We start from the raw sequence: 24,066 nt of genomic DNA, 5'->3' as shown, positions 1-24,066 counted from the left end.
ATACTTAAATTTCATTCTGTTCTTCCCGGATATGCTTCCAAGGCCTTCTGCAAGACAAAAAGCGCACGGGTTAAATCTTCTTTCTTCAATACGTAAGCAATACGAACTTCATTAATGCCGGAACCCGGAGTGGTATAGAAACCGGAAGCCGGAGCCATGAATACCGTCTGACCTTCATATTCAAAATCAGAGAGGCACCATGCACAGAACTTGTCGGAATCATCTACCGGAAGTTTCGCTACTGTATAGAAAGCGCCCATCGGGATGGGTGAATAAACACCGGGAATACGGTTCAAACCGTCAATCAAGCATTTACGACGTTCTACATATTCATCATACGTTTCACGAGAATACTCTTCCGGAGCATCCAAAGAGGCCTCTGCAGCAATCTGTCCGATCAATGGAGGACTCAAACGAGCCTGGCAGAACTTCATGACAGCATCGCGTATCTCCTTGTTTTTGGTTATCAACGCACCAATACGAATACCACATTCTGAATAACGTTTGGATACGGAGTCAATTAATACCACATTATTCTCAATACCTTCCAAATGGCAGGCAGAGATATAAGGAGAACCGGTATATATAAATTCACGATATACTTCATCGGAGAAAAGGAACAAATCGTACTTCTTTACAAGGTCACGAATCTGATTCATTTCACGACGGGTATACAAATAACCGGTAGGATTGTTGGGATTACAAATAAGAATCGCTTTGGTACGCTCATTAATCAGTTCTTCAAACTTCTCTACTTTCGGAAGGGAAAAGCCCTCTTCAATGGTCGTAGCAATGGTGCGAATCTTTGCTCCGGCAGAGATTGCAAATGCCATATAGTTAGCATAAGCCGGTTCCGGAACGATTATTTCATCTCCCGGATTCAGGCAGGAAAGGAAAGAAAAAAGTACGGCTTCCGAGCCTCCTGATGTAATGATTATATCGTCTGCTGTAAGGTTGATATTGAATTTCGCATAATATCCTACTAGTTTCTCGCGGTAGCTACGATAACCGGCACTTGGACTATACTCCAATACCTTCCGGTCAATATTGCGTATCGCGTCAATCGCGGCCTGAGGAGTGGGCAGATCAGGCTGTCCGATGTTCAGGTGAAACACATGGACTCCACGTTGCTTGGCAGCGTCTGCCAAAGGAGCCAGCTTTCTGATAGGAGATGCAGGCATCTCGTTTCCGCGAATGGATATGGTTGGCATAATTTTAACTACAAATTACTTAATTACTATTTACTTTTTCTACTTGGAGCTGCAAATGTACGCAATAATTTGAATACAGAGACATAAAAACTTTAAAAACCTTAGCAAGGTTAAAATCGTTATGGTAATTTGAAAAGAAAGCTATACATTTGTCATACGGAAAACTTAAAACAATATCATAATGACCATACACCTTATCTCATTTGCTTCAATCCTTCACAAACAAGTCTCGCTACGTAGCTCACACGAAGCTATTTTAAGCGAAATTGAAAAATATTATACCGTAAAGCTCGTCGATTATCAAGATATGGACAAGCTTAGTAGTGATGATTTCAAAATCATTTTTATCGCTACCGGTGGGGTGGAAAGACTGGTCATACAGCAATTCGAAAACCTCCCCCGCCCTGCCATTTTACTGGCAGACGGCATGCAGAACTCTCTTGCTGCCGCATTGGAAATCTCCACATGGCTACGGGGACGTGGAATGAAGAGCGAAATACTACATGGCGAATTACCTGCTATCATCCTGCGTATTCATACACTTTATAATAATTTCCGTGCACAACGTTCCTTATTCGGCAAACGTATCGGAGTCATCGGAACTCCTTCTTCCTGGTTAGTTGCCAGTAACGTAGACTACCTGTTGGCAAAACGTCGTTGGGGAATTGAATATGTAGATATTCCATTGGAACGGATTTATGAACAATTTCAACAAATAACGGATGATCAAGTCGGAGCGTCATGTGCGGCTGTAGCATCGCAAGCTCTTGCCTGTCGCGAAGGAACTCCCGAAGATTTAATCAAATCCATGCGGCTGTACCGGGCGATAAAAAAGGTGTGTCAGGAAGAAAATCTGGAAGCACTGACATTGAGCTGCTTTAAATTGATTGAACAAATCGACACTACCGGATGCGTGGCATTATCTTTATTGAATGATGACGGGATAATAGCAGGTTGCGAAGGCGATCTTCAATCTGTATTTACGCTATTAGCAGTGAAAGCGCTTACGGGCAAGGACGGATTTATGGCAAATCCTTCCATGATTAATTCCCGTACGAACGAGCTGATATTAGCACACTGCACCATAGGACTCAAACAAACGGAGAGATACATTATCCGCAATCATTTTGAAACAGAAAAAGGAATTGCCATACAAGGGTTACTTCCAACAGGAGACGTAACGATTATAAAATGCGGCGGTGAATGTCTGGACGAATATTACTTATCTACTGGAACATTGACTGAAAATACCAATTATATTAATATGTGCCGCACGCAAGTACGCATCCGCATGAATACTCCAGCCGAGTATTTTCTGAAGAATCCATTGGGAAATCATCATATTATGCTTCATGGTAACTATGAAGATACATTGAACGAGTTTTTCCAGGCAAATGCTTGCAAAAGAACTGAATAACATCTCAAAACATCCTTAAAGAAAGCACCTCCTTAATAAACAAAATAAATTATCAGTTTATTAAGGAGGCACTTTGGAGATTGACTAAATTCTATTTCTTTATTCTATTTCTCTTTCTTCCCATTTTCCATTATGCCACTCTGCAACTGAAGTAAAACCTGCCTTCTTCAAAGCAGCCAATGCCTCGGCACGTCCATTATTAATCCGTTCCGGATAATGCGCATCACTGTTCACCTGTACTCTGATACCTAGTTCTTTCAGGAATGAAAAATATCGTTTATTGGGATAGAACGTTCCTAAATCGTGATAAGATTTAGTGTTTATTTCAACGATATAGCCATATTCGGCAATGGCGGTGAAATATTTGCGAACCAACGCATCATACCACGGTTCATCCAATAATCCCGGACGATAACAGGAAGCATTATAATGCATCTTGTCAGCATGACCGACAATATCAAATCCTCCCAATTCTACCATACGAAGCAGGTTCTTATAGTAAAGGTGGACAACAGAATCCAAGTCACCATCGAAGTGCTTGTCTACCAATTGACGGAAAAGATCTGCCGGAGTATCAATATCTACGATTTTTCCTTCCGGAGAGTACAACATATGTACGGAACCTATCCGGTAGTCAAGTGGTAGTTTTTGAAAACAGGGTAAAGAAGGGTTGCTTTCTTCGTTCAGGTAATCTATTTCAAGACCAATGGCAAGCTCTATTTTATCTGCATATTTCTTCTTCAGACGGGAAAATTCGGAAAGGTAATCATCCATTCTATCCCACTCCATCGTCCATGCAGTAGAAAACGGCAGTGGAGCATGGGAAGAAATGCCATAGGAAGTAAATCCTTCGCTAATAGCAAAACGAATAAAATCTTCCATATTGGCGCGTCCGTCACAATACAGACAGTGGCTATGATAATTGGTTAGGTTTGTCATACAAGGTTATATGTTGTCTGGGATATATTATCAAAGTTATTATCATTATCAGGCTATTCTACAAATCAGCCTTCTATTTCACTAAGTTCCAGCCATCGCATTGTTTTCTCATCAATCAGGTCATTGACTTCAGGCAAACGTTTCGATTTCTCTGTCAATTCGTCAACAGAAAGGGTACCGCTACATAAGAGTTCTTCAATCTGTGCTTTTTCTGTTTCCAATTCTGCTATCTCCTTTTCCAATTGCTCGAACTCTCGCTTTTCCTTGAAACTCATCTTCCGTTTGTCATTCAGGCGGACACGGGCAGTCTTTTCTTCCTGCGGCTTTTCAGCTTCTTTCTCCTTTTGAGCTTTCGCGTCTTTCCAGTCACGATAGTCACTGTAGTTTCCGGGAAAGTCGCGAATATCTCCCTGTCCATTGAATACCATCAAATGGTCTACTACCTTATCCATAAAGTAGCGGTCGTGAGAAACAACAATCACACAACCTTTGAAATTTTGAAGATATTCTTCAAGCACGTTCAGAGTGATAATATCGAGGTCGTTGGTAGGTTCGTCAAGCACCAGGAAGTTAGGGTTACGCATCAGGATGGTACACAGATAAAGACGACGACGCTCGCCCCCGCTCAACTTATAGACATAGCTATGTTGCGTTTCGGGAGTAAACAGAAAATGCTGTAAGAATTGCGAAGCAGTCAGTTTCTTTCCATTACCCAGTTCAATCACTTCGGCAATATCCTGCACTACATCAATCACCTTCATTTGTTCATCGAACTGAAGGCCATCCTGCGAGTAATAGCCGAAACGAACAGTTTCACCAACATCCACCGTTCCACTGTCAGGCGCAACCTGCCCCATTAATATCTTGATGAAAGTAGATTTACCTGTTCCGTTATTTCCCACAATGCCCATCTTTTCATAGCGGGCAAAGATATAAGAAAAATCATCCAGTATCTTCAAGTCACCGAAGCTCTTAAACAAGTGATCGGCCTCGAATATCTTACTACCGATATAGGATGCTTTCACCTCCAGCTTCACATTATCATTGTTGAAACGTTGCTTTGCCACCTTTTCCAATTCATAAAAAGCATCTTCCCGGTAACGGGCTTTATGCCCGCGTGCCTGCGGCATCCGGCGCATCCAATCGAGTTCCGTACGGTAAAGGTTGTTGGCACGTTCTATTTCTACACTCTTAGCTTCGATACGTTCCTGACGTTTCTCGAGATAATAACTATAGTTACCTTTATATTGGTAGATTTGTTGATTGTCTATTTCGATAATCTCCGAACAAACACGATCAAGGAAATAACGGTCGTGCGTCACCATCAGCAAACTAAGATTGGTACGACGCAGGTAATCTTCCAGCCATTCGGTCATATCCAAGTCCAGGTGATTGGTTGGCTCATCAAGGATAAGCAGATCCGGCTCGGTAATCAACGCATTGGCTAAAGCAACGCGCTTCAACTGTCCACCGGACAGTTGCTTCACTTTTTGGTCGAAGTTGCGGATTTTGAGTTGCGAAAGAATTTGTTTGGCTTTCTGTTCATATTCCCAGGCTTTCTCCTGATCCATACGCGCCAGAAGATTTTCCAATCCCGGATGACCTTCAGTCTCCATGCAACGTTCATACTCTTTTATCAGTTCCACGGTACTGTTACCGTGATGGAAACAGGCTTCAAGCACGGTCAACTCTTCGGGATACTGTGGATCTTGTTCCAGATAATCCACCCGAAGGTCACGACGGAAAACAATGTTACCGCTATCATAACCTTCTTTTCCGGCGATTATATTCAATAAAGTAGTTTTTCCGCTGCCGTTCTTCGCTATCAATCCTACACGCTGGCCTTCAGCAATGCCAAAAGATATATTTTCAAAAAGAACCAAGTCACCGAAGGACTTGGTCAGGTTATCTATCTGTAAATAAGGTACAGCCACGTAATTTAGTAATTAGTTGGTTAGTGATTAGTGATTAATAATCACGGATTTATACTCTTCAATAATGTCGCAAGGTTCTCCAGCCTTTACTTTACTCCATGCCAGTTTCAACGGGTCGATGATACGGTCTTTATATTGTAATACAGGAGCTTCCCGGTTACCGTCAATCAACGTTTTCCATTCCATACCTTCCACTTCATTCGTCAGAATTATACAGACTGTGATGCCGATTGCCAACCATTCCTCTTTCTTTTTCGAGCCAATCTTACCGCTATTAATCACTTGCTGAAGTTTCTCCAGGTCTTCTTCTATTCCCTGAAAAATTTTTTTCAATTCCTGCTTCACGGTAGATACCACCCATTCGTACGCTTCATTAATCAAATAGATTTCAGAAAGACGGGCCGGGATCAGTTCAGCAGGATACTTCTGCCCTTCTTTGCGTACCTCCAAAGTAGCAATTACATCTTCCGCCTCCTTCACAACTCCGCCTTTAGGTACAGTAAAAGAACATTCGAAAGCAATATCGTCAACTCCTGTAATCCACAAATGGGAAGTATAATACGTCCCCTCTTCCTGAAACATTTCTTTGCTATACGCACATTCCCACGTTCCGACTTTCACCAACGAAGCCGAATCATTCTCTTTCAGTTCCTGCCGGATGACATCTTTACCATAACCGGCTTTTCCTTTAAATGCGGATATACGAAAATTTCCCGTCCATACATCGGGATTATAGAAAAGAAAAGAGCCTTCGCCATCTTCAAACTCATTCCAGTCTGATGGATAGTTCATAGAAAACCATGCTCCGGGAGAGATAAATTTCTTGCCTTGCATCCTTTTATATTAAAATGATTACTTGGGCAAAAATACGAATTAAAAACGAATATCATTTACCTATCGGCTGTATTTTCCTCCGCACTTCTTTAGAAATCTCCAAAAACATATAATTCAACTTTCCGGAATGGATTCCTTCTTCGTTTTCCTTATACTTCTTATTAGCATACTGCTTCGATTTCTCGAAAGTCAGTAACGACATCTCATTCTGCGATTTGCCTACCATTGTAGAATCCAGTTGTTCATCCGGGAAAAAATCATCCAGATCGACATCACCAATCATCGTTGTCTCCAGAAAGTTTTTATTCGTGTGTGAATTATCCGTATAATATCCTACAAACATGTGCCCCGGTGTACGTACCAAGATAGGATCAATATTAATGGCGCGAAGCAACGACGCAAACAACACACTCCCATCCACACAATTAATCTGTGAAGATTCCAGTGCATCATCAAACGTACGGACACGCTGCGAGAAAACAACATTGCTCGAAAGGCTGGTATTGGAAACAGAACTATAACGGAATTTACGTTTCTGCAATATATTCCAAAGGGCATATACCTGCTTGTCTACTGCCCCTTTAGCCTTACTTTGATAACCGAGAAAGCGATTAACAATCCGAGTATTCAATGCTTCACGAAGTAACTGATCGATCATCGGATTCTCTTCATTGACATAAGCCGCAAAGAAAATACTGGTATCATGGAATTTAGTTCCATTGGCCACATACCCCAACAGACACTCATTGATGCTACGCACTGAAAAAGTACGCACCCGTTGTCCCAAATCTTTTCCGTTCATCTCCACTGTGATAGCTACGCTTACCGGCTCTGCCTGCACCTCATTTTTCAGTGCCTCATAATTCCAGATGATATCAGGATAAATCGTATATTCCGTTCTGGGCTTGTTTAATACAAATTCCGACACCGAGCGGGAGAAAAAAGGCGTTTCGGCTACTTCAATCCGCACACGACTATAAGCTGTCTTCGATTTCAACCGAACGGCAATACACGACTTCGGATTTCCCAAAGACGTCGAATCCGACGGAACAATCACTTGTGCATCAGTGGTGGCAACAGACAGAATCGCCGAAGGAAATATATTTCCTCCCAGATCGTCTACAATCTCAAAACCGGAATTGAATGAAGTATATTTAAACACAGACATACCGCCAAGGAGAATTAACAGTACCACAACAGATCCTATTATTTCCTTCCGATGTCGTTTTAAGTCAATTTTTATCATTATTTGTAGTTTCTATAGTCAAACATTTCTATTGTATCTCGCTAACAAAGATAACAAATAGCGAGCGTTTTTTCCTCTTACAATCAACAAAAACTTCCATATTCCGTATCAATTCCCGGAATTCACAGAATGTAACACGATTGTAACGTCTGTTTCATCTGCCCGTAACAAAGTCTCCTCATCTTTGCAAAGGATAAAATAAAAACGTAACTTTGTCATATCACATTAATACATATATCTTATGAACGATTACCGTATTTTAGTTGTCGACGATGAAGAAGACCTCTGTGAGATTCTGAAATTCAATCTTGAAAACGAAGGTTATGAGGTTGATACAGCAAACTCTGCCGAAGAAGCAATGAAGATGGATATCAGCAGTTATCACTTAATTCTCCTCGATGTGATGATGGGAGAAATCTCCGGTTTCAAAATGGCCAACATCTTGAAGAAAGACAAAAAAACAGCAAAAGTGCCTATCATTTTTATCACGGCAAAAGATACTGAAAACGATACTGTGACCGGATTCAATCTAGGAGCAGACGATTATATTTCGAAACCTTTCTCCCTGCGTGAAGTCATTGCCCGTGTGAAAGCAGTATTAAGACGTACGGTAACAACGGAAACGGAAAGAGCACCCGAACGTCTTACTTATCAGTCGCTCGTTATTGACATCACGAAGAAAAAAGTAAGCATCGACGATGAAGAAGTGCCATTGACTAAAAAAGAATTTGAAATATTGCTTCTACTGGTACAGAATAAGGGACGCGTATTCTCACGCGAAGACATTCTAGCCCGTATCTGGAGTGACGAAGTGTATGTGCTCGACCGTACCATCGACGTAAACATCACCCGTTTACGTAAAAAGATAGGTATATACGGCAAACGTATTGTCACCCGTCTCGGATATGGATACTGTTTTGAAGCTGAATAAGTAATAATACCGAATTAAGTAATTATTATGAACCTGCCTGTAACTCAAAAACATTTTCTTTCTTTCAGCCGGAAGCTTTTCCTTTCGGTTATTTCACTATTTCTGGTATTTGCCATTTGTTTTATTGCGTACCAGTATCAACGTGAACGGGAATATAAAATAGAACTGCTGAATACAAAACTGCAAGATTACAACAGCAGACTCTACGAACAATTGGAAGAGCAACCCCTTGATAGCGAAATAATCAGCGGTTATATCAACAAACATATTCTGGAAGACTTGCGTGTGACCCTTATTGATGCAGAAGGAAATGTTGTTTACGACAGTTATCCAAATCATAATAACCAAATAGAAAACCATCTGAATCGTCCGGAAGTACAGAAAGCAATAAAGCATGGCAACGGATATGACGTACGCCGTACTTCGGAAACAACCGGAGTTCCCTATTTTTATTCGGCCACTCGTTATAAAGATTATATTGTCCGTTCGGCTTTGCCTTATAACGTCAGCCTCATCAACAACCTGCAAGCAGATCCACACTATCTATGGTTTACCATCATCGTGACCTTATTATTAATGATTATCTTCTATAAATTCACCAACAAACTGGGCACTTCCATCAGCCAGCTCCGTGAATTTGCCATGCGTGCCGACCGAAACGAGCCTATCGAAATGGCTATGCAATCCGCTTTTCCACATAATGAACTAGGAGAAATCTCACAACACATCATCCAAATCTACAAACGATTGCACGAAACCAAAGAAGCTCTCTACATCGAACGTGAAAAGCTAATCACTCATCTCCAAATCTCGCACGAAGGATTAGGAGTATTCACAAAAGACAAGAAAGAAATTCTAGTCAACAATCTTTTCACCCAATACAGTAACCTGATTTCGGATTCCAACCTGGAAACAACAGAAGAAGTCTTTGCCATCAACGAACTAAAAGAGATTATTCATTTTATCAATAAGAATCAGCAGGAACGCTCGAGAGGAAAAGGCGAAAAACGAATGTCAGTTACCATCAACAAGAACGGGCGGACATTTATCGTAGAATGTATCATCTTCCAGGATGCCAGCTTTGAGATTTCCATCAACGATGTCACCCAGGAAGAAGAACAAGTAAGACTCAAACGCCAACTGACTCAAAATATCGCCCATGAGTTGAAGACTCCTGTCAGCAGTATTCAAGGATATCTGGAAACCATTGTCAGCAACGAGAATATTCCACGTGAAAAGATAAACGTATTCCTCGAACGTTGTTATGCACAAAGCAATCGTTTGAGCCGGCTGCTACGCGACATCTCCGTACTCACCCGCATGGACGAAGCCGCCAGCATGATTGATATGGAACGAGTGGATATTAGTGTACTGGTCGGAAATATTATCAATGAAGTATCTCTGGAACTCGACGAAAAGCATATCACAGTAATCAACTCTCTGAAAAAGAGCATACAAGTCAAAGGTAATTATTCATTGTTATATTCCATCTTCCGCAACCTGATGGACAATGCCATCGCATACGCCGGAAGCAATATTCAGATAAATATCAACTGTTTCCGTGAAGATGAGAATTTCTACTATTTCAGCTTCGCCGATACTGGTATAGGTGTATCACCCGAACATCTGAACCGTCTCTTCGAACGCTTCTACCGGGTAGACAAAGGTCGCTCACGCAAACTAGGCGGAACAGGATTGGGACTGGCTATTGTGAAGAACGCCGTTATTATCCACGGCGGCAATATCTCCGCCAAGAACAATCAGGGAGGCGGACTGGAATTCGTATTTACACTGGCAAAGGAAAAATAACCGTCCGAGCCCATACAGACCATATTCTCCTTCATCGTTTTCATTTGCTTGCTGGAATATCCACATGCAATCAAACGATTACAGCAACGCATCATTCAGTTAAAAACATTCTTTCATCATACATATAATCGACCATCCTTAAAAAAGGAATATTTAAACAGAAGAGAGGAGGATAATCCCCCCCTCTCGACAAGAACATATACAATAAGCGCAGCATTTGCAAACAAGAAAATTCACCATTTTACACGAATTGTATATTTCCCATCAAAACAAAAGCAAATTCCACAACCAACCATCTTTTTACTACCAATCATCATCCAAACCCGCACTTTTTATCATCACCCAACCATCCATAAAGAAAAGCAAACCAGCCCTCCCAAAGAGCAAAATCAAGCCTTTGCAAGTTCCCCACCGGGAAATGAAGCCTCCCTCACCGAGAAACAGAGCCTTCCTCACCGATGAACAGAGCGTCTGTCACCGAGGAACGAAGCCTCTATTTAGAAAAAAAAGTGCATATTCCTATAAAATACATACAGAATAAACCGACATTCTGCATATTCTTACATTTATTTATACCATTTTCATTTTAACCAATCTCTTTTTCATCCTTCCTCATCCCCTTACTATCTTAAAAACAGCACATTTTATACTTCATTACCTCCCTCATAAAACAGCACCCCAAAACCAAAAGAAAGACAGAAAAAGAAAGGATTATTTTGTATAAAGGAAAAAGGAAATTACCTTTGCTCTCAAAGTAAAAAAACAAATTATGAAGATGAATATAAACATTATTCCGGTTTTATGCTTCCTCCTGTTGTGCTCATGCAAAAACGGGAACGCCTCCATCCAAAGTACAAACGAAACCGTACAAGACACTATTAAATCCATCACCCTACCTGCCATCCCCACAATGATGACAGCTCCCGAACAACGAGCAGATTTTCTAGTAAAACACTATTGGGATAATGTCAACTTCGCCGACACCAATTACATCCACCATCCCGAAGTGACCGAACAAGCCTGGGCGGACTATTGCGACATACTGAACCACGTCCCTTTGGAAACCGCACAAGAAGCCATGCGGAAAACAATCGAACGAACGAACGTAGACAAAAAAGTATTCACCTACATCACCGACTTGGCTGATAAATATCTATATGACCCCAACTCCCCTATGCGTAACGAAGAATTCTACATTCCCGTACTAGACGCCATGTTGGATTCCCCCCTGTTAGAGGAAATAGAGAAAGTACGTCCCAAAGCCCGCCGGGAATTAGCCCAGAAAAACCGTATCGGCACCAAAGCCCTGAACTTCAACTACACATTAGCCTCCGGCGCACAAGGTTCCCTCTACCAACAGCAAGCAGAGTACATCCTCCTATTCATTAACAACCCCGGCTGTCACGCCTGCACAGAAACGATAGACGCCCTGAAAAATGCCCCTATCATCAATCAACTTCTGGAACAAAAGAGACTTACAGTCCTCTCCATCTATCCCGACGAAGAACTGGACGAATGGAGAAAACACCTGAATGAATTCCCCAAAAAATGGATCAACGGATACGACAAGAAATTCGCCATCAAAGAACAACAACTATATGACTTGAAGGCAATCCCCACCCTCTACCTTCTCAACAAGGAAAAGACTGTACTCCTAAAAGACGCCACCGCACAAGCCGTTGAAGAATACCTGCTAATAAGAAGCAATAATTAACATACGCAAGAAAAGGCAAAACAAGAACCAACAAATTAAACAAGCCAATAAAAAATAAGCAAAAATCCCTATTAACATACACCATACGAACCAACATAAGGCACTTGATTAACATAAAAAAATAGTGACGGTATATGCTCAAGATACTAACGGTATCCTTGCCATATACCGTCACTATTTATATCGGATAGCGTCACCATTTCTCCAAAGCCCCACGAATACCTCACACCCACCCCACAAACACCCCGCATGGTCTCCCGGCCTCGTTTTTTCAGCGTCAAGCGCAGGTGTTTTCTTCGGCGTCAAAAAGGGCAGACTGTTTGAGCGTAGCGAGTTTCTGCCCTTTAGCCGAAGGAAGCACCGGAGTAGCTGAAAAAACGCAGCCTTGATCCTTTCTTTTTGGTTCTTTCTCTTTCGTATCAAGACGAAAGAAAAAGAACATCCCTTTGGAAAAAACAAATAAACTCCCTATCTTTGTCGCGCATTGGTTTGCGACTCCCATGCGGGGGAAGCAATTAAAAGGGAATCAGGTGCAAGTCCTGAACAGTCCCGCTGCTGTAAGTTCCATATAAGTTACAAGCAATTCACTCATTGCCACTGGAGACCAATCCGGGAAGGCGTTTGTAACAGGAATAAGTCAGAAGACCTACCATGCAAATAAGTTTCACTGCTTTCGAGGAAAAAGCGTTGAGTCTAATGAACCGGACAAGTCGTCTATCATTTCATTCATCACTCTGATTCAGAGAAAGTGTGTTAAAACGGATAAACTCTGCCAAGTTTATTTATGCGTGTCCGGTCGAAGGGATTTCGCCCGGACACTTTTAAACAGTAACAGACTGAAAAAGGAATAAATGAAGAAAAGAACATTTAATAAAGTGATCTTTGCAGCATTCAGCTGCCAATTCTTATCCATACCACTTTTTGCACAACAGCAAAAGGTAGATACGACACATACATATTCTATTCCCGAAATAACAGTATCAGATATCTATCAGACCCGCGAAGTACGCTCAACCGCTCCCCTGCAAGTCTTCTCCAAAGACGCCCTGAAAAACCTGCACGCCCTGCAAGTCTCCGACGCGGTGAAACACTTTGCCGGAGTGACCGTAAAAGATTACGGAGGTATCGGCGGACTGAAAACAGTATCCATACGAAGCCTGGGAGCCCAACATACTGCTGTCGGTTATGACGGAATCACCCTGACCGACTGCCAAACCGGACAAATAGATATCGGGCGTTTCTCGCTCGACAACGTAGACCGCCTTTCTCTAAACAACGGACAAAGCGATAACATCTTCCAACCTGCCCGCTTCTTCGCGTCAGCAGGCATATTGAATATACAGACACTCACGCCGCTATTCACAAAAGGCAAAAAGACCAATATAGCCGGAGCTTTCAAAACCGGCTCCTGGGGATTAATCAATCCCTCCCTGCTACTGGAACAACAATTCAATAAGACATGGAGCATGTCAGCCAATGGCGAATGGATGTCCTCCGACGGACATTATCCGTACACACTACATTATGGAAATGCGGCAGAAGACCTGTCCTCACGTGAAAAACGAAAGAATACAGACGTACAGACATTCCGTGCCGAAGCCGGACTTTACGGCAACTTCTCCGATAAAGAACAATGGCGGTTGAAAGCCTACTACTTTCAGTCCTCCCGGGGACTACCCAAAGCTACAACCTTCTATAACGACCATTCCACACAACACTTATGGGATAAAAACACATTCATACAAAGTCAATACAAGAAAGAATTCAGCCGGCAATGGGTGTTCCAAACCTCTGCCAAGTGGAATTGGAGCTATCAACGTTATCTGGACCCCGATACCAAGAACTCTTTAAAGAAAACAGAAAACAGCTATTATCAGCAGGAATATTACCTTTCCGCTTCTGTACTATACAGACTGTTGAGCAACCTCTCTTTCTCACTTTCCACAGACGGAAGCATCAACACCATGAACGCCGATCTAGCCAACTTTGTACACCCCACACGTTACTCATGGCTAACAGCATTCGCCGGAAAATACGTAAATGACTGGTTAACAATCTCCGCATCCGCATTGGCAACCGTTATCAATGAAGATGTGAAAAAAGGTGGTAGTGCCGGCAATCACCGTAAGCTAACCCCTTATGTAAGTGCCGCTTTCAAACCTTTCCAGCATGAAGAATTCCGCATCCGCTTCTTCTATAAAGACATTTTCCGTCTGGCAAGTTTCAACGACTTATATTACGAAGAAGTAGGCAACACCCAACTAAAGCCGGAAAAGGCAAAACAATACAACATCGGACTGACATACAATAAAAATGTATGCCCATTCCTACCCTATCTGTCAGTAACCGTTGACGCCTATTATAACAAGGTGACAGATAAAATCATCGCCTACCCTACCAAGAACCTTGCCGTATGGAGCATGAAGAACCTGGGTGAAGTTGACATCAAAGGCATTGATGCCACAGGAAGCCTGTCCCTCCAACCTTGGGATAAAATACGCATCAACCTCTCGGGCAACTACACATACCAACGAGCTTTAGATGTCACCCCTCCCGATCCGAACACGTATGAATCGACATACAAACATCAAATAGCCTACACTCCCCGCGTCTCCGCTTCGGGACAGGCAGGCGTCGAAACACCGTGGATCAATCTGTCTTATTCATTCCTTTTTTCCGGAAAACGCTATGTATTAGGACAAAACATTGCCGAAAACCGATTAGATAGTTATAGCGACCACAGCATTTCTGCAAACCGTGACTTTCAGATCAGAAAAATCACGACCTCTTTCAGCGTAGAAGTATTGAACCTGATGGATAAGAATTACGAGATTGTGAAATATTTCCCAATGCCCGGACGATCCGTAAGGGCGACAATAAGAATAAGATATTAACTATTATAAAGTAAGATATTGACGTGAAAAGGAAACTAATATATATATTCTCGTGCTGGCTGTCATTCCTAATCTTATTCGTGGCATGTGATGATATGGAGGACAAACCCTTCACATCAGGCATTATAGGCGATCCGACAGAAACGGGTACCGCCGAACTATATGTATTATGCGAAGGACTGTTCAATCAGAACAATAGCTCGCTGGCACGTTTTTCTTTCGGCAACCAGCAAATGGTTCGTGACTATTTCAAAGCAGTCAACCGCCGGGGATTAGGAGACACAGCCAATGACATGGCCATCTACGGAAGCAAGATATATGTGATAGTCAATATCTCCAGTACGGTAGAAGTGATAGACTTTCGTACGGGAAGCTCATTGAAACAGATTCAGATGTTGACAGAAAACGGAAGTTCCCGTCAACCACGCTACATCGCTTTTCACAAAGAAAAGGCATACGTATGTTCATACGATGGAACCGTTGCACGTATAGACACAACCTCCCTATCCATAGAAGCTATCACATCAGTGGGACGCAACCCCGACGGTATTTGTGTACAAAACGAAAAGTTGTATATTTCCAATTCCGGCGGGTTGGACTATTCATCAGGACTGGGGGTAGACAACACGGTATCTGTTGTCGATATTGCCACATTTAAAGAAAGTAACAAACTAACAGTAGGCCCGAATCCCGGTAAAATAGTAGCAGGGCCGGACGAAACCGTTTATGTAGCCACCCGTGGCGAAGATGTAGAAGCCAGCGATTATAACTTCGTCAAGATAGACTGCCGGACAAACAAAGTTACTCAATCTAACGAGAAAGTACAAAACTTTGCCATCGATGGAGAGATTGCTTATCTATACAATTACAATTATAACACACAGACCTCTTCTATCAAGATGTTCAATCTGAAAACAGAAGAGACAATCCGTGAGAATTTCATAACTGACGGAACAGTGATAAAGACACCATACGGCATCAACATCAATCCTTACAGCAACAATGTATATATCACCGAAGCCCGTGATTACACCACCTATGGAGACTTACTTTGTTTCAACCAACAAGGACAACTCATGTTCCGTTTGAACAACATCGGACTTAACCCGAATACAATTGCATTCAGTGACAAAGCCTCACAAAGCGATATTGATGACAACGATGATGATAAGGAAAATCCTCTGGCTTTCGCCAATAAAGTATGGGAATATCGCCCTGCTCCCGGACAGTTTATCAACACTACCACTTCAGCATATAAGGAGGGCTTTACTTATGATGATATACTAGAAGAAGCAACCCGCAGAATCCAGCAAAAATCACTCCTTACATTGGGAGGATTCGGCGGTTACATTGTTTTAGGATTCCCACAATCCATTCCGAATGTAACAGGAGAGTATGACTTCAAGATAAAAGGCAATGCTTACTATAACTCCAAAACCGGAACAGGAGCATTGGGCGGAAGTGCAGAACCGGGAATCGTATTTGTATCTAAAGATGTAAATGGCAATGGAAAGCCTGATGACGAGTGGTATGAATTGAAAGGAAGCGAATACAGGCAAGACACTGAAACACGCGGATACGAGATAACCTATCACCGTCCGAATCCAGCCAACCTAAAAGTTTTTTGGAAAGACAATCAAGGCAACGAAGGATATATCTTCCGCAACAGCTTCCATAACCAAGAATCATATTATCCACTTTGGATAGAAAGTGATGAAATCACATTCCAGGGAACACGTCTAAAAGATAATGCCGTTTTAGAGAACGGATTATGGGTAGGATATTGCTATCCGTGGGGATATGCAGACAACCATCCTAACAGCAAGGAAGGAAGTAATTTCAAGATAGATTGGGCTGTGGATAGTAATGGCAGTCCGGTAGACTTGGATCAAATCGACTTCGTGAAGATTATGACCGCAGTCAATCAGGATGCAGGACAAATGGGTGAAATATCAACCGAAGTTACCACCATTGAGAACTTACATTTCAAGAAATAATCAATAATTAATTAATAACTAAAATCAGAAAAGAACATGAAGAAATTATCTTTATTATTACTGTTATCAGTATTTGTATTTTGTGGCTGTAGCGATGATGACGATACAAAAACATACGTGCTTAGCCTGCCCAATTACGAAACTCATACACTTGATATGGGCGATCAAGAAAATCCGGATGATTCATGGTCTGTTAGTAGCGACTGGGGGACAACTAACTACAAATATAATCTATTAACTGACGCTAGTGGTATCTTTGAATTTGACTGTGTATCTTCAACATACGGTTTCTATTCAGATAGTTTTGCATTTACAAATTGTACAGAAAAAGATTGCCCAGACTTCGCAACTTATGATTATCGCGCTATCACTAAAAAAGGAGTAATCAATAATACATACGTTATCGTGGGAGCTGCCGGATATAAAATTGGAAAGAATTCTGATAAAGAAGCTGCAATCCGTTTCAGAGACCACGACAATTCAAACAAATTGGAATCCTATAGAGTAAAAGGACTATATTTAACAAACTGTGTCTATGCTTACAATAGTATGAAGGAAGGTAGTTCTATATTCGAAGGAAAAGATAAATTTGGAAATACAGATTCTTTCAAAATCATCATCTATAATATGGCTAAAACTCAAAGTGTAGAGTGCACTTTAGGTGAAGGAACCCAATTTGTAACTACATGGAAATGGGTAGACCTAACTTCATTAGGCGAAACAGAGGGATTGAAATTCAATATCAAGACTACCAAAGAAGACCAATGGGGTGCAATGACCCCAACCTATTTCTGTCTTGACGGTATCACTATTGAAGACTAAATAACCAACTTGTTTGATTGGTTGAGATTAAACATCAATTGACCGCATAATTTTAAAGAGCCGGATATTCTTTTGAGAAATCCGGCTCTCTTTCTATCTACTCACTACATCTTGATATATTACCAGCCCATAGAGAAGTAAATCCAATAGCTCTCACTAACAAAAAGACACTACATATTTGCTAATCACACAAATTTTATCTACATTCGTCGTTCAAAACTATTAAATCTACGACAATGGAATTACCTTTTGCTGAATCATGGAAAATAAAGATGGTAGAACCCATCCGGAAAAGCACACGTGAAGAACGCGAGCAATGGATTAAAGAAGCACATTATAATGTCTTTCAACTCAAATCAGAACAAGTTTATATCGATCTCATTACCGATTCCGGAACCGGAGCGATGAGCGACCGTCAATGGGCGGGAATGATGCTAGGCGATGAAAGTTACGCCGGAGCAACCTCTTTCTTTAAGTTGAAAGAGATGATTACGAAACTGACAGGATTTGAATATATCATACCTACCCATCAAGGACGTGCCGCAGAAAATGTGCTTTTCTCTTATCTCGTGCATGAAGGAGACATTGTACCCGGCAACTCACATTTTGACACCACCAAAGGACACATCGAAGGACGCCATGCCACCGCATTAGACTGCACTATCGATGCAGCAAAACATACCCAACTGGAAATCCCGTTCAAAGGAAATGTAGACCCTGATAAATTGCAGAAAGCCCTGACAGAATATGCAGAACGAATTCCTTTTATCATCGTAACCATCACCAACAATACAGCCGGAGGACAACCCGTATCCATGCAAAACCTGCATGAAGTACGTGCCATTGCTGACAAATACGGCAAACCCGTACTTTTCGACTCTGCACGCTTTGCCGAAAACGCCTATTTCATCAAGATGCGTGAAGAAGGTTATCAAGACAAAACCATCAAAGAAATCACACGGGAAATGTTCTCTCTAGCCGATGGCATGACAATGAGTGCCAAGAAAGACGGAATCGTCAATATGGGTGGATTTATCGCCACACGACGTTCAGACTGGTATGAAGGCGCAAAAGGTTTCTGCGTACAATACGAAGGCTATCTCACCTATGGAGGAATGAACGGACGGGACATGAACGCTCTTGCCATCGGCCTGGATGAAAACACCGAATTCGACAATCTCGAAACACGTATCAAGCAAGTAGAATACCTTGCAAAGAAACTGGATGAATACGGAATCCCTTACCAACGACCGGCCGGAGGCCACGCCATCTTCATTGATGCACCTAAAGTACTGACGCACGTTCCCAAAGAAGAATTCCCGGCACAGACGCTGACCATAGAACTTTATCTGGAAGCTGGTATTCGTGGATGCGAGATCGGTTATATCCTCGCCGACCGTGATCCGATAACTCATGAAAATCGTTTTAACGGTCTTGATTTACTCCGCCTCGCCATTCCCCGCAGAGTATATACAGACAATCATATGAATGTAATAGCCGCTGCTCTCAAAAATGTATATGAACGTAGAGAAAGCATCACTCACGGAGTGCGTATCGCCTGGGAAGCGCCTTTAATGAGACATTTCACAGTTCAATTGGAAAGATTATAAACTTAGAAAAAATAACAAATATCAGTTGAAGAAGTAATAGAAAGGGATTGAAAAGACCAGTGCCAGTATGAACGGGCAATACTTTCTCCATTAACAAGAATAATTGTTTGCATAAAACAAAAGTGTTTCCCAAGTGTTTATATTATAATCGAACTTAATACGTAAAATTATGGCAGAAGATTATAAATTAATAGACAACGAAGAAAAACATCGATATGAATTTCAGATCGATGGCAAAATAGCCGAAATAGACTATATCAAATCAAATAATGGAGAAATATACCTTGTACATACAGAAGTACCCGCCTCATTAGGCGGCAAGGGAGTAGGATCACAACTTGCAGAAAAAGCACTGACAGACATTGAACGACAAGGTTTACGCCTGGTACCGCTTTGCCCGTTTGTAGCCGGATATATTCACAAACATCCGGAATGGAAGCGCATTGTAATGCGTGGTATTCATATTAAATAAATACAGATATGGAAAAGAAAATAGAATACACCAATGGTGAACTGACCATTATATGGAAACCGGAATTATGCCAGCATGCCGGAATATGTGTAAAGATGCTACCCAATGTCTATCATCCTAAAGAAAGACCCTGGGTGCAAATAGAAAATGCGACAACGGAAGAATTAATTGCACAAATCAGTAAATGTCCGTCAGGAGCATTGAGCTACCGACTTAACAAAAAAGAGAAGTAAACCAACCATAAAAGAACCTGTCTGAAAAGCCGTGAGTTCATAAAATCATGAGGGCGTCCGAATATAAAGTGAACCCCGAAAGTCATACAAAAACTTTCGGGGTTTATTTATTATGTCAAGACATCACACATTACAAAGAAAAGAGAAACAGGTAGAGGCACTTCATTTCCTCCCCCATTCAACTCAATGTCCATGTCAGTACAAAGTCCGGGCAGATACGATAACCGACAGAGTAAAGTTCCTGCTGCTCCGTCGCCAACTCCTGAACCTGAAACGTTCCTTGCTCTTGAGGAATAAAATGCGTCAAACGGAGTTTACGAAGGTCAGCGTCAGCGTTTTCCATCCGCTTAAAAACAGCTTCTTTTGCCGACCAATGCAATAACAGTCCCCAAGTCATATCTCCCTGATAAGGTTCCGTTTGTTCGTCAGAACGGATATACCTATCGGATACCTTGTGAACGCGTTGAGCATATTGCTCAATATCAATGCCTGCCGGAGTGAAAGAAGCAAGCATCACAGCTACATAACCTTTCGTATGAGAAATACTGATGAAAAAAGAATGATCCGTCAGATACGGTTTTCCTTCGGGAGAATAACCGATTTCCTTATCCTCCTGCAACATGGCATACAACAAAACACGAACGGACAACCATTCCATCTTACGGCGTTCGGAGACAAAACGATTCAAATCCTGTTCACAGAAAACTCTGCGCGCATCCGGCAAAAGAGCCAACAGAACCTCCAAAGACTCTTCCATCTTCCAGACAGCCCACTGTATATCATCCGTCTTATGTTGCAGAAATAACGCCATCTTACGTTTGCTTGATTATGCTTTCAAAATTATGATTCCAAGATTATTCCTTCTCTTCCGAGCCTTCCATATCCTTCGGCAGAATTGTAAACTTCACTTTCAGGATACGACGACTATCCATTTCGAGCACTTCAAACTCATAATGGTGATAAGTCACTTTCTCATGCAATGCCGGGAATTCACCTTTAATTTCGAGCAGCATACCCGCCAATGTATCCGCATCTCCCACCACCTTTTCAAACTCGTCTTCGTCTACTTTCGCAATCTTATAGAAATCCGTCAACTGCGTCTTCGCTTCAAATATCCAGGTATGGTCATTCAAGACCACGTATGTACGTTCTTCATCATCATATTCATCATGAATCTCACCCACAATCTCTTCAATAATGTCTTCCATCGTCACCAGTCCGGAAGTTCCTCCAAACTCATCCACAACAATGGCAATATGAATCTTATTCGCCTGGAAGTCACGCAACAGATCATCAATCATCTTTGTTTCCGGCACAAAATAAGCCGGACGGATCAATGACTGCCAACGGAAATTATCCCCCTTGTTGACATGAGGCAGCAAGTCTTTAATATACAATACCCCCTTGATATTATCCCGCGAACCGGAATAGATAGGAATACGCGAATAAGCATTTTCAATGATACATTGCATCACCTCCTTGAAAGAGGTACGGATATCCAGATCGACCATATCCAGACGTGATGTCATCACCTCCTTCACAGTTTCACCGCCGAAACGGATAATACCCTCCAAGATATTATTCTCTTCAGAGAGTTCCGCTTTATCTGTCAGCTCCAATGCGTGCGACAGTTCGTCGACAGAAATATTATGGCTCTTCTTTACAAAATGTTTATTCAGAAAAGTAGTTGAACGTACAAGCACAGTAGCCACCGGACGGAACAGCTTTTCCAGAAAGTAAATCCCCGGTGCCGAAAAACGGCAAAAAGCCAAAGTCTTCTGTGCCGAATAGATTTTGGGCATGATTTCGCCGAACAACAACAATAGAAAAGTCAGGATGACGGTCAGTATCAAGAACTCTGCCAATGGAGAATGAAAAACAAATACATTCATAAAGAAGAAGTTGCAGAGCATGATAATGGTTACATTCACAAAGTTGTTCGTAATCAATATCGTTGCCAGGAGGCGTTCTGAATCCCCCAACAGGGCACTTATTTTTTCATCGGAAGGATGATTCTGTTCATCAATATCATTCCGATCGGAAGGAGTAAGTGAGAAAAAAGCTATTTCGGAAGCCGAAGCAAAGCCGGAAGCAAGCAGGAGTACACCTGCCAATACTATGGCAATAATAGCAGAGATAGAAGGAGTGTTTACGGTAATACCGTTGAAAATGTCAGCCAATTGGCTTAAATAACCATCTGAGTCCAAAGAGTCTATATTTTAATTAAACAAAAGATAATGTGCCAAGAAGCTCGCGAAAACCTATTGGCACACTATCACATTATCTAGAACGGCAAATCATCTGCCGGATTATCTTGTGCGGGTTGTGCCTGCGACTGCTGCGCTTGTTGCGGCTGGCCGGCAACCGATTGTTGCTGTTGCCCCGTAGTCGGTTGTCCGGAAGCAGAAGCTCCTGCACCCGGATTAGCTCCTTTCGGAGACAGCATTTCCATATTATCCACATAAATTTCGGTGATATAACGCATAGCACCCGACTGGTCGCTATAAGAACGTGTTCTTATCTTTCCTTCCAGATACAGTTTGTCACCTTTGTGCACATACTTATCCACAATCTCCGCCAAACGGTTGGATGCAACGATATTATGCCACTCTGTTCTTTCGGGAATCTGGGTTCCATTAGCCAACGTATATCCACGATCCGTTGTAGCCAACGGGAAAGTTGCTACTGCCGAACCTGTATCGAAGTATTTTACCCGAGGATCTTGTCCTACGTTTCCTATCAATATCACTCTATTTACTGACATATCTGTATCAAGTTTATGATTCTTAAAATTAAATCTGCTGCCAAAATTAAACAGAATAACAATAGGATGCAAGATTTTAAGTATAAAATCAAGTATTAAGTTTTAAGTATTAAGTATTAGGCTGCGCCATAAACTGCATGGGTAATACTCAATACTTATTACTTATTCTAATGCTTATTCTAATGCTTGTAGCAAGTCTTGTACTAATTTAGAAACAGCGTATTGCTCCAGTTCGTCCACCCTTATTTTCAGGAAATCACTGAAAGAAGTCAAATTTTCAGACAAGGTCACTTCATATAGATTAGCATAGATAACCCGGTGAGACAATACATGCTTCACCTCCCTGCAAACCGAACGTACCACCGGTACTTCCCCCGGCGCAAAGAGTGCACGAAATTCCGGTAAAGTCAAAAAATCTTCTTCCGAAAGAGCCGTCGGAGTTTCTATCAAGGGCAGTTCGAACAGATTTTTCCAAATATCATTGCCCGTCCGTTTATTTATAAAGGTATACGCGCCCGCACGTACATAAATATAATTAAAGTAACGGTTCGTTGTCTTTGTTTTGTGTTGCTTCACCGGAAGTTTTGCCACCAAGCCTTTCGAAAGTGCCGAGCAACTGCCCACCAACGGACAGAACAAACAATCAGGCGACTGCGGAGTGCACTGAATCGCCCCGAAATCCATTATTCCCTGATTGTAAACAGCCGGATGCTTCTTATCCAGCATCTCATCCGCCAATGCTGCAAAGAGCTTTTTTCCTTCTGTCGAATCAATCGGAGTATCGATGCCGAAATAACGGGAAAGCACCCGGTACACATTACCGTCCACTACCGCATAAGGCATACCGTAAGCAAACGAACAGATCGCTGCCGCTGTATACTCCCCCACTCCTTTCAGAGCCAGCACTTCCGGATACGTTTCCGGGAAAACCCCATTCATGCTTTTGGCGGCGGCATGAAGATTGCGGGCACGTGAGTAATATCCCAGTCCTTGCCAGTATTTCATCACTTCATCCTCCTCCGCAGCGGCTAAAGTCCGCACATCGGGAAAACGTTTGATAAAACGAAGAAAATAATCATACCCCTGCGCCACCCGCGTCTGTTGAAGAATGATCTCCGAAATCCAGATCAGATACGGATCGGCAGACTCCCTCCAGGGCAGTTCACGTTTATTCTCTTTATACCACTCTACAATCGTTTTAGTAAACTCGTTCATATCCTCGTTCCTAGTGTATTATCT

At 42.0% G+C, this 24,066-nt stretch carries 20 protein-coding genes and 1 riboswitch; of the genes, 11 read left to right on the top strand and 9 right to left on the bottom strand.

All coding sequences use genetic code 11. From position 1 onward, the window contains the following. Positions 1 to 11: 11 nt before the first annotated feature. Entirely contained in the window at positions 12 to 1,211 is a 1,200-nt protein-coding gene (locus KTR06_RS10985) for a pyridoxal phosphate-dependent aminotransferase (protein WP_007757808.1), read from the bottom strand. Between the two features lie 181 nt (positions 1,212 to 1,392). On the opposite strand from KTR06_RS10985, the gene KTR06_RS10980 reads away from it, so the two are divergent. Continuing rightward, on the top strand, positions 1,393 to 2,628 hold the full coding sequence (locus KTR06_RS10980; RefSeq protein WP_009039914.1) for a fucose isomerase: 1,236 nt from the start codon (positions 1,393 to 1,395) through the stop codon (positions 2,626 to 2,628). Positions 2,629 to 2,727: 99 nt separating this feature from the next. On the opposite strand, the gene KTR06_RS10975 is transcribed toward KTR06_RS10980, so the two are convergent. The 4 genes from KTR06_RS10975 to KTR06_RS10960 form a co-directional block, all read right to left on the bottom strand. Continuing rightward, positions 2,728 to 3,567 carry a histidinol-phosphatase gene (locus KTR06_RS10975; protein ID WP_004314836.1) on the bottom strand — a complete coding sequence of 280 codons (840 nt, stop codon included), beginning with the start codon at positions 3,565 to 3,567 and terminating at the stop codon, positions 2,728 to 2,730. Positions 3,568 to 3,632: 65 nt separating this feature from the next. Further along, on the bottom strand, positions 3,633 to 5,501 hold the full coding sequence (locus KTR06_RS10970) for an ABC-F family ATP-binding cassette domain-containing protein (RefSeq protein WP_087321953.1): 1,869 nt from the start codon (positions 5,499 to 5,501) through the stop codon (positions 3,633 to 3,635). 27 nt (positions 5,502 to 5,528) lie between these two features. Continuing rightward, the gene (locus KTR06_RS10965) at positions 5,529 to 6,335 is read right to left on the bottom strand and encodes a DUF3805 domain-containing protein (RefSeq protein ID WP_215708332.1); all 807 of its coding nucleotides are present in this window, start codon (positions 6,333 to 6,335) and stop codon (positions 5,529 to 5,531) included. A gap of 52 nt (positions 6,336 to 6,387) precedes the next feature. After that, positions 6,388 to 7,581 carry a hypothetical protein gene (locus tag KTR06_RS10960; RefSeq protein WP_008019595.1) on the bottom strand — a complete coding sequence of 398 codons (1,194 nt, stop codon included), beginning with the start codon at positions 7,579 to 7,581 and terminating at the stop codon, positions 6,388 to 6,390. Between the two features lie 241 nt (positions 7,582 to 7,822). Between KTR06_RS10960 and KTR06_RS10955 the strand changes: the two genes are divergently transcribed. The 10 genes from KTR06_RS10955 to KTR06_RS10910 all read left to right on the top strand — a co-directional run bounded on the left by KTR06_RS10955 (position 7,823) and on the right by KTR06_RS10910 (position 20,063). After that, positions 7,823 to 8,512, top strand: a complete 690-nt coding sequence (locus tag KTR06_RS10955) for a response regulator transcription factor (RefSeq protein WP_004314840.1) — start codon at positions 7,823 to 7,825, stop codon at positions 8,510 to 8,512. Positions 8,513 to 8,539: 27 nt separating this feature from the next. After that, positions 8,540 to 10,321 carry a cell wall metabolism sensor histidine kinase WalK gene (locus tag KTR06_RS10950; protein WP_004314841.1) on the top strand — a complete coding sequence of 594 codons (1,782 nt, stop codon included), beginning with the start codon at positions 8,540 to 8,542 and terminating at the stop codon, positions 10,319 to 10,321. A gap of 48 nt (positions 10,322 to 10,369) precedes the next feature. After that, entirely contained in the window at positions 10,370 to 10,783 is a 414-nt protein-coding gene (locus KTR06_RS10945; RefSeq protein WP_217290349.1) for a hypothetical protein, read from the top strand. Positions 10,784 to 11,090: 307 nt separating this feature from the next. Then, positions 11,091 to 12,035 (top strand): DUF5106 domain-containing protein, encoded by a 945-nt coding sequence (locus KTR06_RS10940; protein WP_217290348.1) that lies wholly within the window; start codon positions 11,091 to 11,093, stop codon positions 12,033 to 12,035. Positions 12,036 to 12,503: 468 nt separating this feature from the next. After that, a riboswitch (cobalamin riboswitch) is annotated at positions 12,504 to 12,704 on the top strand. A gap of 182 nt (positions 12,705 to 12,886) precedes the next feature. Further along, a complete protein-coding gene (locus KTR06_RS10935) occupies positions 12,887 to 14,929 on the top strand; it encodes a TonB-dependent siderophore receptor (RefSeq protein WP_217290347.1) in 2,043 nt (680 codons plus the stop codon). Between the two features lie 23 nt (positions 14,930 to 14,952). Next, positions 14,953 to 16,926: a YncE family protein gene (locus tag KTR06_RS10930; RefSeq protein ID WP_217290346.1), complete on the top strand. Its 1,974-nt coding sequence runs from the start codon at positions 14,953 to 14,955 to the stop codon at positions 16,924 to 16,926. Positions 16,927 to 16,962: 36 nt separating this feature from the next. Continuing rightward, entirely contained in the window at positions 16,963 to 17,748 is a 786-nt protein-coding gene (locus tag KTR06_RS10925; RefSeq protein ID WP_120070583.1) for a DUF4465 domain-containing protein, read from the top strand. Positions 17,749 to 17,984: 236 nt separating this feature from the next. Then, positions 17,985 to 19,358, top strand: a complete 1,374-nt coding sequence (locus KTR06_RS10920; RefSeq protein WP_008644698.1) for a tryptophanase — start codon at positions 17,985 to 17,987, stop codon at positions 19,356 to 19,358. 169 nt (positions 19,359 to 19,527) lie between these two features. Next, complete coding sequence (locus KTR06_RS10915) at positions 19,528 to 19,830, top strand: GNAT family N-acetyltransferase (protein ID WP_004316210.1); 303 nt, start codon at positions 19,528 to 19,530, stop codon at positions 19,828 to 19,830. A gap of 8 nt (positions 19,831 to 19,838) precedes the next feature. Next, positions 19,839 to 20,063 (top strand): (4Fe-4S)-binding protein, encoded by a 225-nt coding sequence (locus tag KTR06_RS10910; RefSeq protein ID WP_004316209.1) that lies wholly within the window; start codon positions 19,839 to 19,841, stop codon positions 20,061 to 20,063. Between the two features lie 178 nt (positions 20,064 to 20,241). On the opposite strand, the gene KTR06_RS10905 is transcribed toward KTR06_RS10910, so the two are convergent. The 4 genes from KTR06_RS10905 to mutY all read right to left on the bottom strand — a co-directional run bounded on the left by KTR06_RS10905 (position 20,242) and on the right by mutY (position 24,042). Next, positions 20,242 to 20,874, bottom strand: coding sequence for a 4'-phosphopantetheinyl transferase superfamily protein (locus KTR06_RS10905; protein ID WP_117809069.1), 633 nt, complete (start codon positions 20,872 to 20,874; stop codon positions 20,242 to 20,244). Positions 20,875 to 20,917: 43 nt separating this feature from the next. Then, positions 20,918 to 22,270, bottom strand: a complete 1,353-nt coding sequence (locus tag KTR06_RS10900) for a gliding motility-associated protein GldE (protein ID WP_087318756.1) — start codon at positions 22,268 to 22,270, stop codon at positions 20,918 to 20,920. Between the two features lie 77 nt (positions 22,271 to 22,347). Continuing rightward, positions 22,348 to 22,827: a single-stranded DNA-binding protein gene (locus tag KTR06_RS10895; RefSeq protein WP_009039928.1), complete on the bottom strand. Its 480-nt coding sequence runs from the start codon at positions 22,825 to 22,827 to the stop codon at positions 22,348 to 22,350. Positions 22,828 to 23,001: 174 nt separating this feature from the next. Further along, positions 23,002 to 24,042, bottom strand: coding sequence for an A/G-specific adenine glycosylase (mutY, locus tag KTR06_RS10890; protein WP_008644690.1), 1,041 nt, complete (start codon positions 24,040 to 24,042; stop codon positions 23,002 to 23,004). Between the last annotated feature and the right edge of the window lie 24 nt (positions 24,043 to 24,066).

Origin of the sequence: Bacteroides sp. MSK.20.12, from assembly GCF_019052435.1 — a bacterium.
GTDB classification, from domain to species: domain Bacteria; phylum Bacteroidota; class Bacteroidia; order Bacteroidales; family Bacteroidaceae; genus Bacteroides; species Bacteroides xylanisolvens.
This window is presented reverse-complemented; position numbering and strand designations above follow the sequence as displayed.

Excerpts from the sequence above, each read along its gene's own strand:
- KTR06_RS10985 (WP_007757808.1), bottom strand. The coding sequence starts at position 1,211 with ATGCCAACCATATCCATTCGCGGAAACGAGATGCCTGCATCTCCTATC.
- KTR06_RS10980 (WP_009039914.1), top strand. The coding sequence starts at position 1,393 with ATGACCATACACCTTATCTCATTTGCTTCAATCCTTCACAAACAAGTC.
- KTR06_RS10975 (WP_004314836.1), bottom strand. The coding sequence starts at position 3,567 with ATGACAAACCTAACCAATTATCATAGCCACTGTCTGTATTGTGACGGA.
- KTR06_RS10965 (WP_215708332.1), bottom strand. The coding sequence starts at position 6,335 with ATGCAAGGCAAGAAATTTATCTCTCCCGGAGCATGGTTTTCTATGAAC.
- KTR06_RS10960 (WP_008019595.1), bottom strand. The coding sequence starts at position 7,581 with ATGATAAAAATTGACTTAAAACGACATCGGAAGGAAATAATAGGATCT.
- KTR06_RS10955 (WP_004314840.1), top strand. The coding sequence starts at position 7,823 with ATGAACGATTACCGTATTTTAGTTGTCGACGATGAAGAAGACCTCTGT.
- KTR06_RS10950 (WP_004314841.1), top strand. The coding sequence starts at position 8,540 with ATGAACCTGCCTGTAACTCAAAAACATTTTCTTTCTTTCAGCCGGAAG.
- KTR06_RS10940 (WP_217290348.1), top strand. The coding sequence starts at position 11,091 with ATGAAGATGAATATAAACATTATTCCGGTTTTATGCTTCCTCCTGTTG.
- KTR06_RS10935 (WP_217290347.1), top strand. The coding sequence starts at position 12,887 with ATGAAGAAAAGAACATTTAATAAAGTGATCTTTGCAGCATTCAGCTGC.
- KTR06_RS10925 (WP_120070583.1), top strand. The coding sequence starts at position 16,963 with ATGAAGAAATTATCTTTATTATTACTGTTATCAGTATTTGTATTTTGT.
- KTR06_RS10920 (WP_008644698.1), top strand. The coding sequence starts at position 17,985 with ATGGAATTACCTTTTGCTGAATCATGGAAAATAAAGATGGTAGAACCC.
- KTR06_RS10915 (WP_004316210.1), top strand. The coding sequence starts at position 19,528 with ATGGCAGAAGATTATAAATTAATAGACAACGAAGAAAAACATCGATAT.
- KTR06_RS10910 (WP_004316209.1), top strand. The coding sequence starts at position 19,839 with ATGGAAAAGAAAATAGAATACACCAATGGTGAACTGACCATTATATGG.
- KTR06_RS10905 (WP_117809069.1), bottom strand. The coding sequence starts at position 20,874 with ATGGCGTTATTTCTGCAACATAAGACGGATGATATACAGTGGGCTGTC.
- KTR06_RS10895 (WP_009039928.1), bottom strand. The coding sequence starts at position 22,827 with ATGTCAGTAAATAGAGTGATATTGATAGGAAACGTAGGACAAGATCCT.
- mutY (WP_008644690.1), bottom strand. The coding sequence starts at position 24,042 with ATGAACGAGTTTACTAAAACGATTGTAGAGTGGTATAAAGAGAATAAA.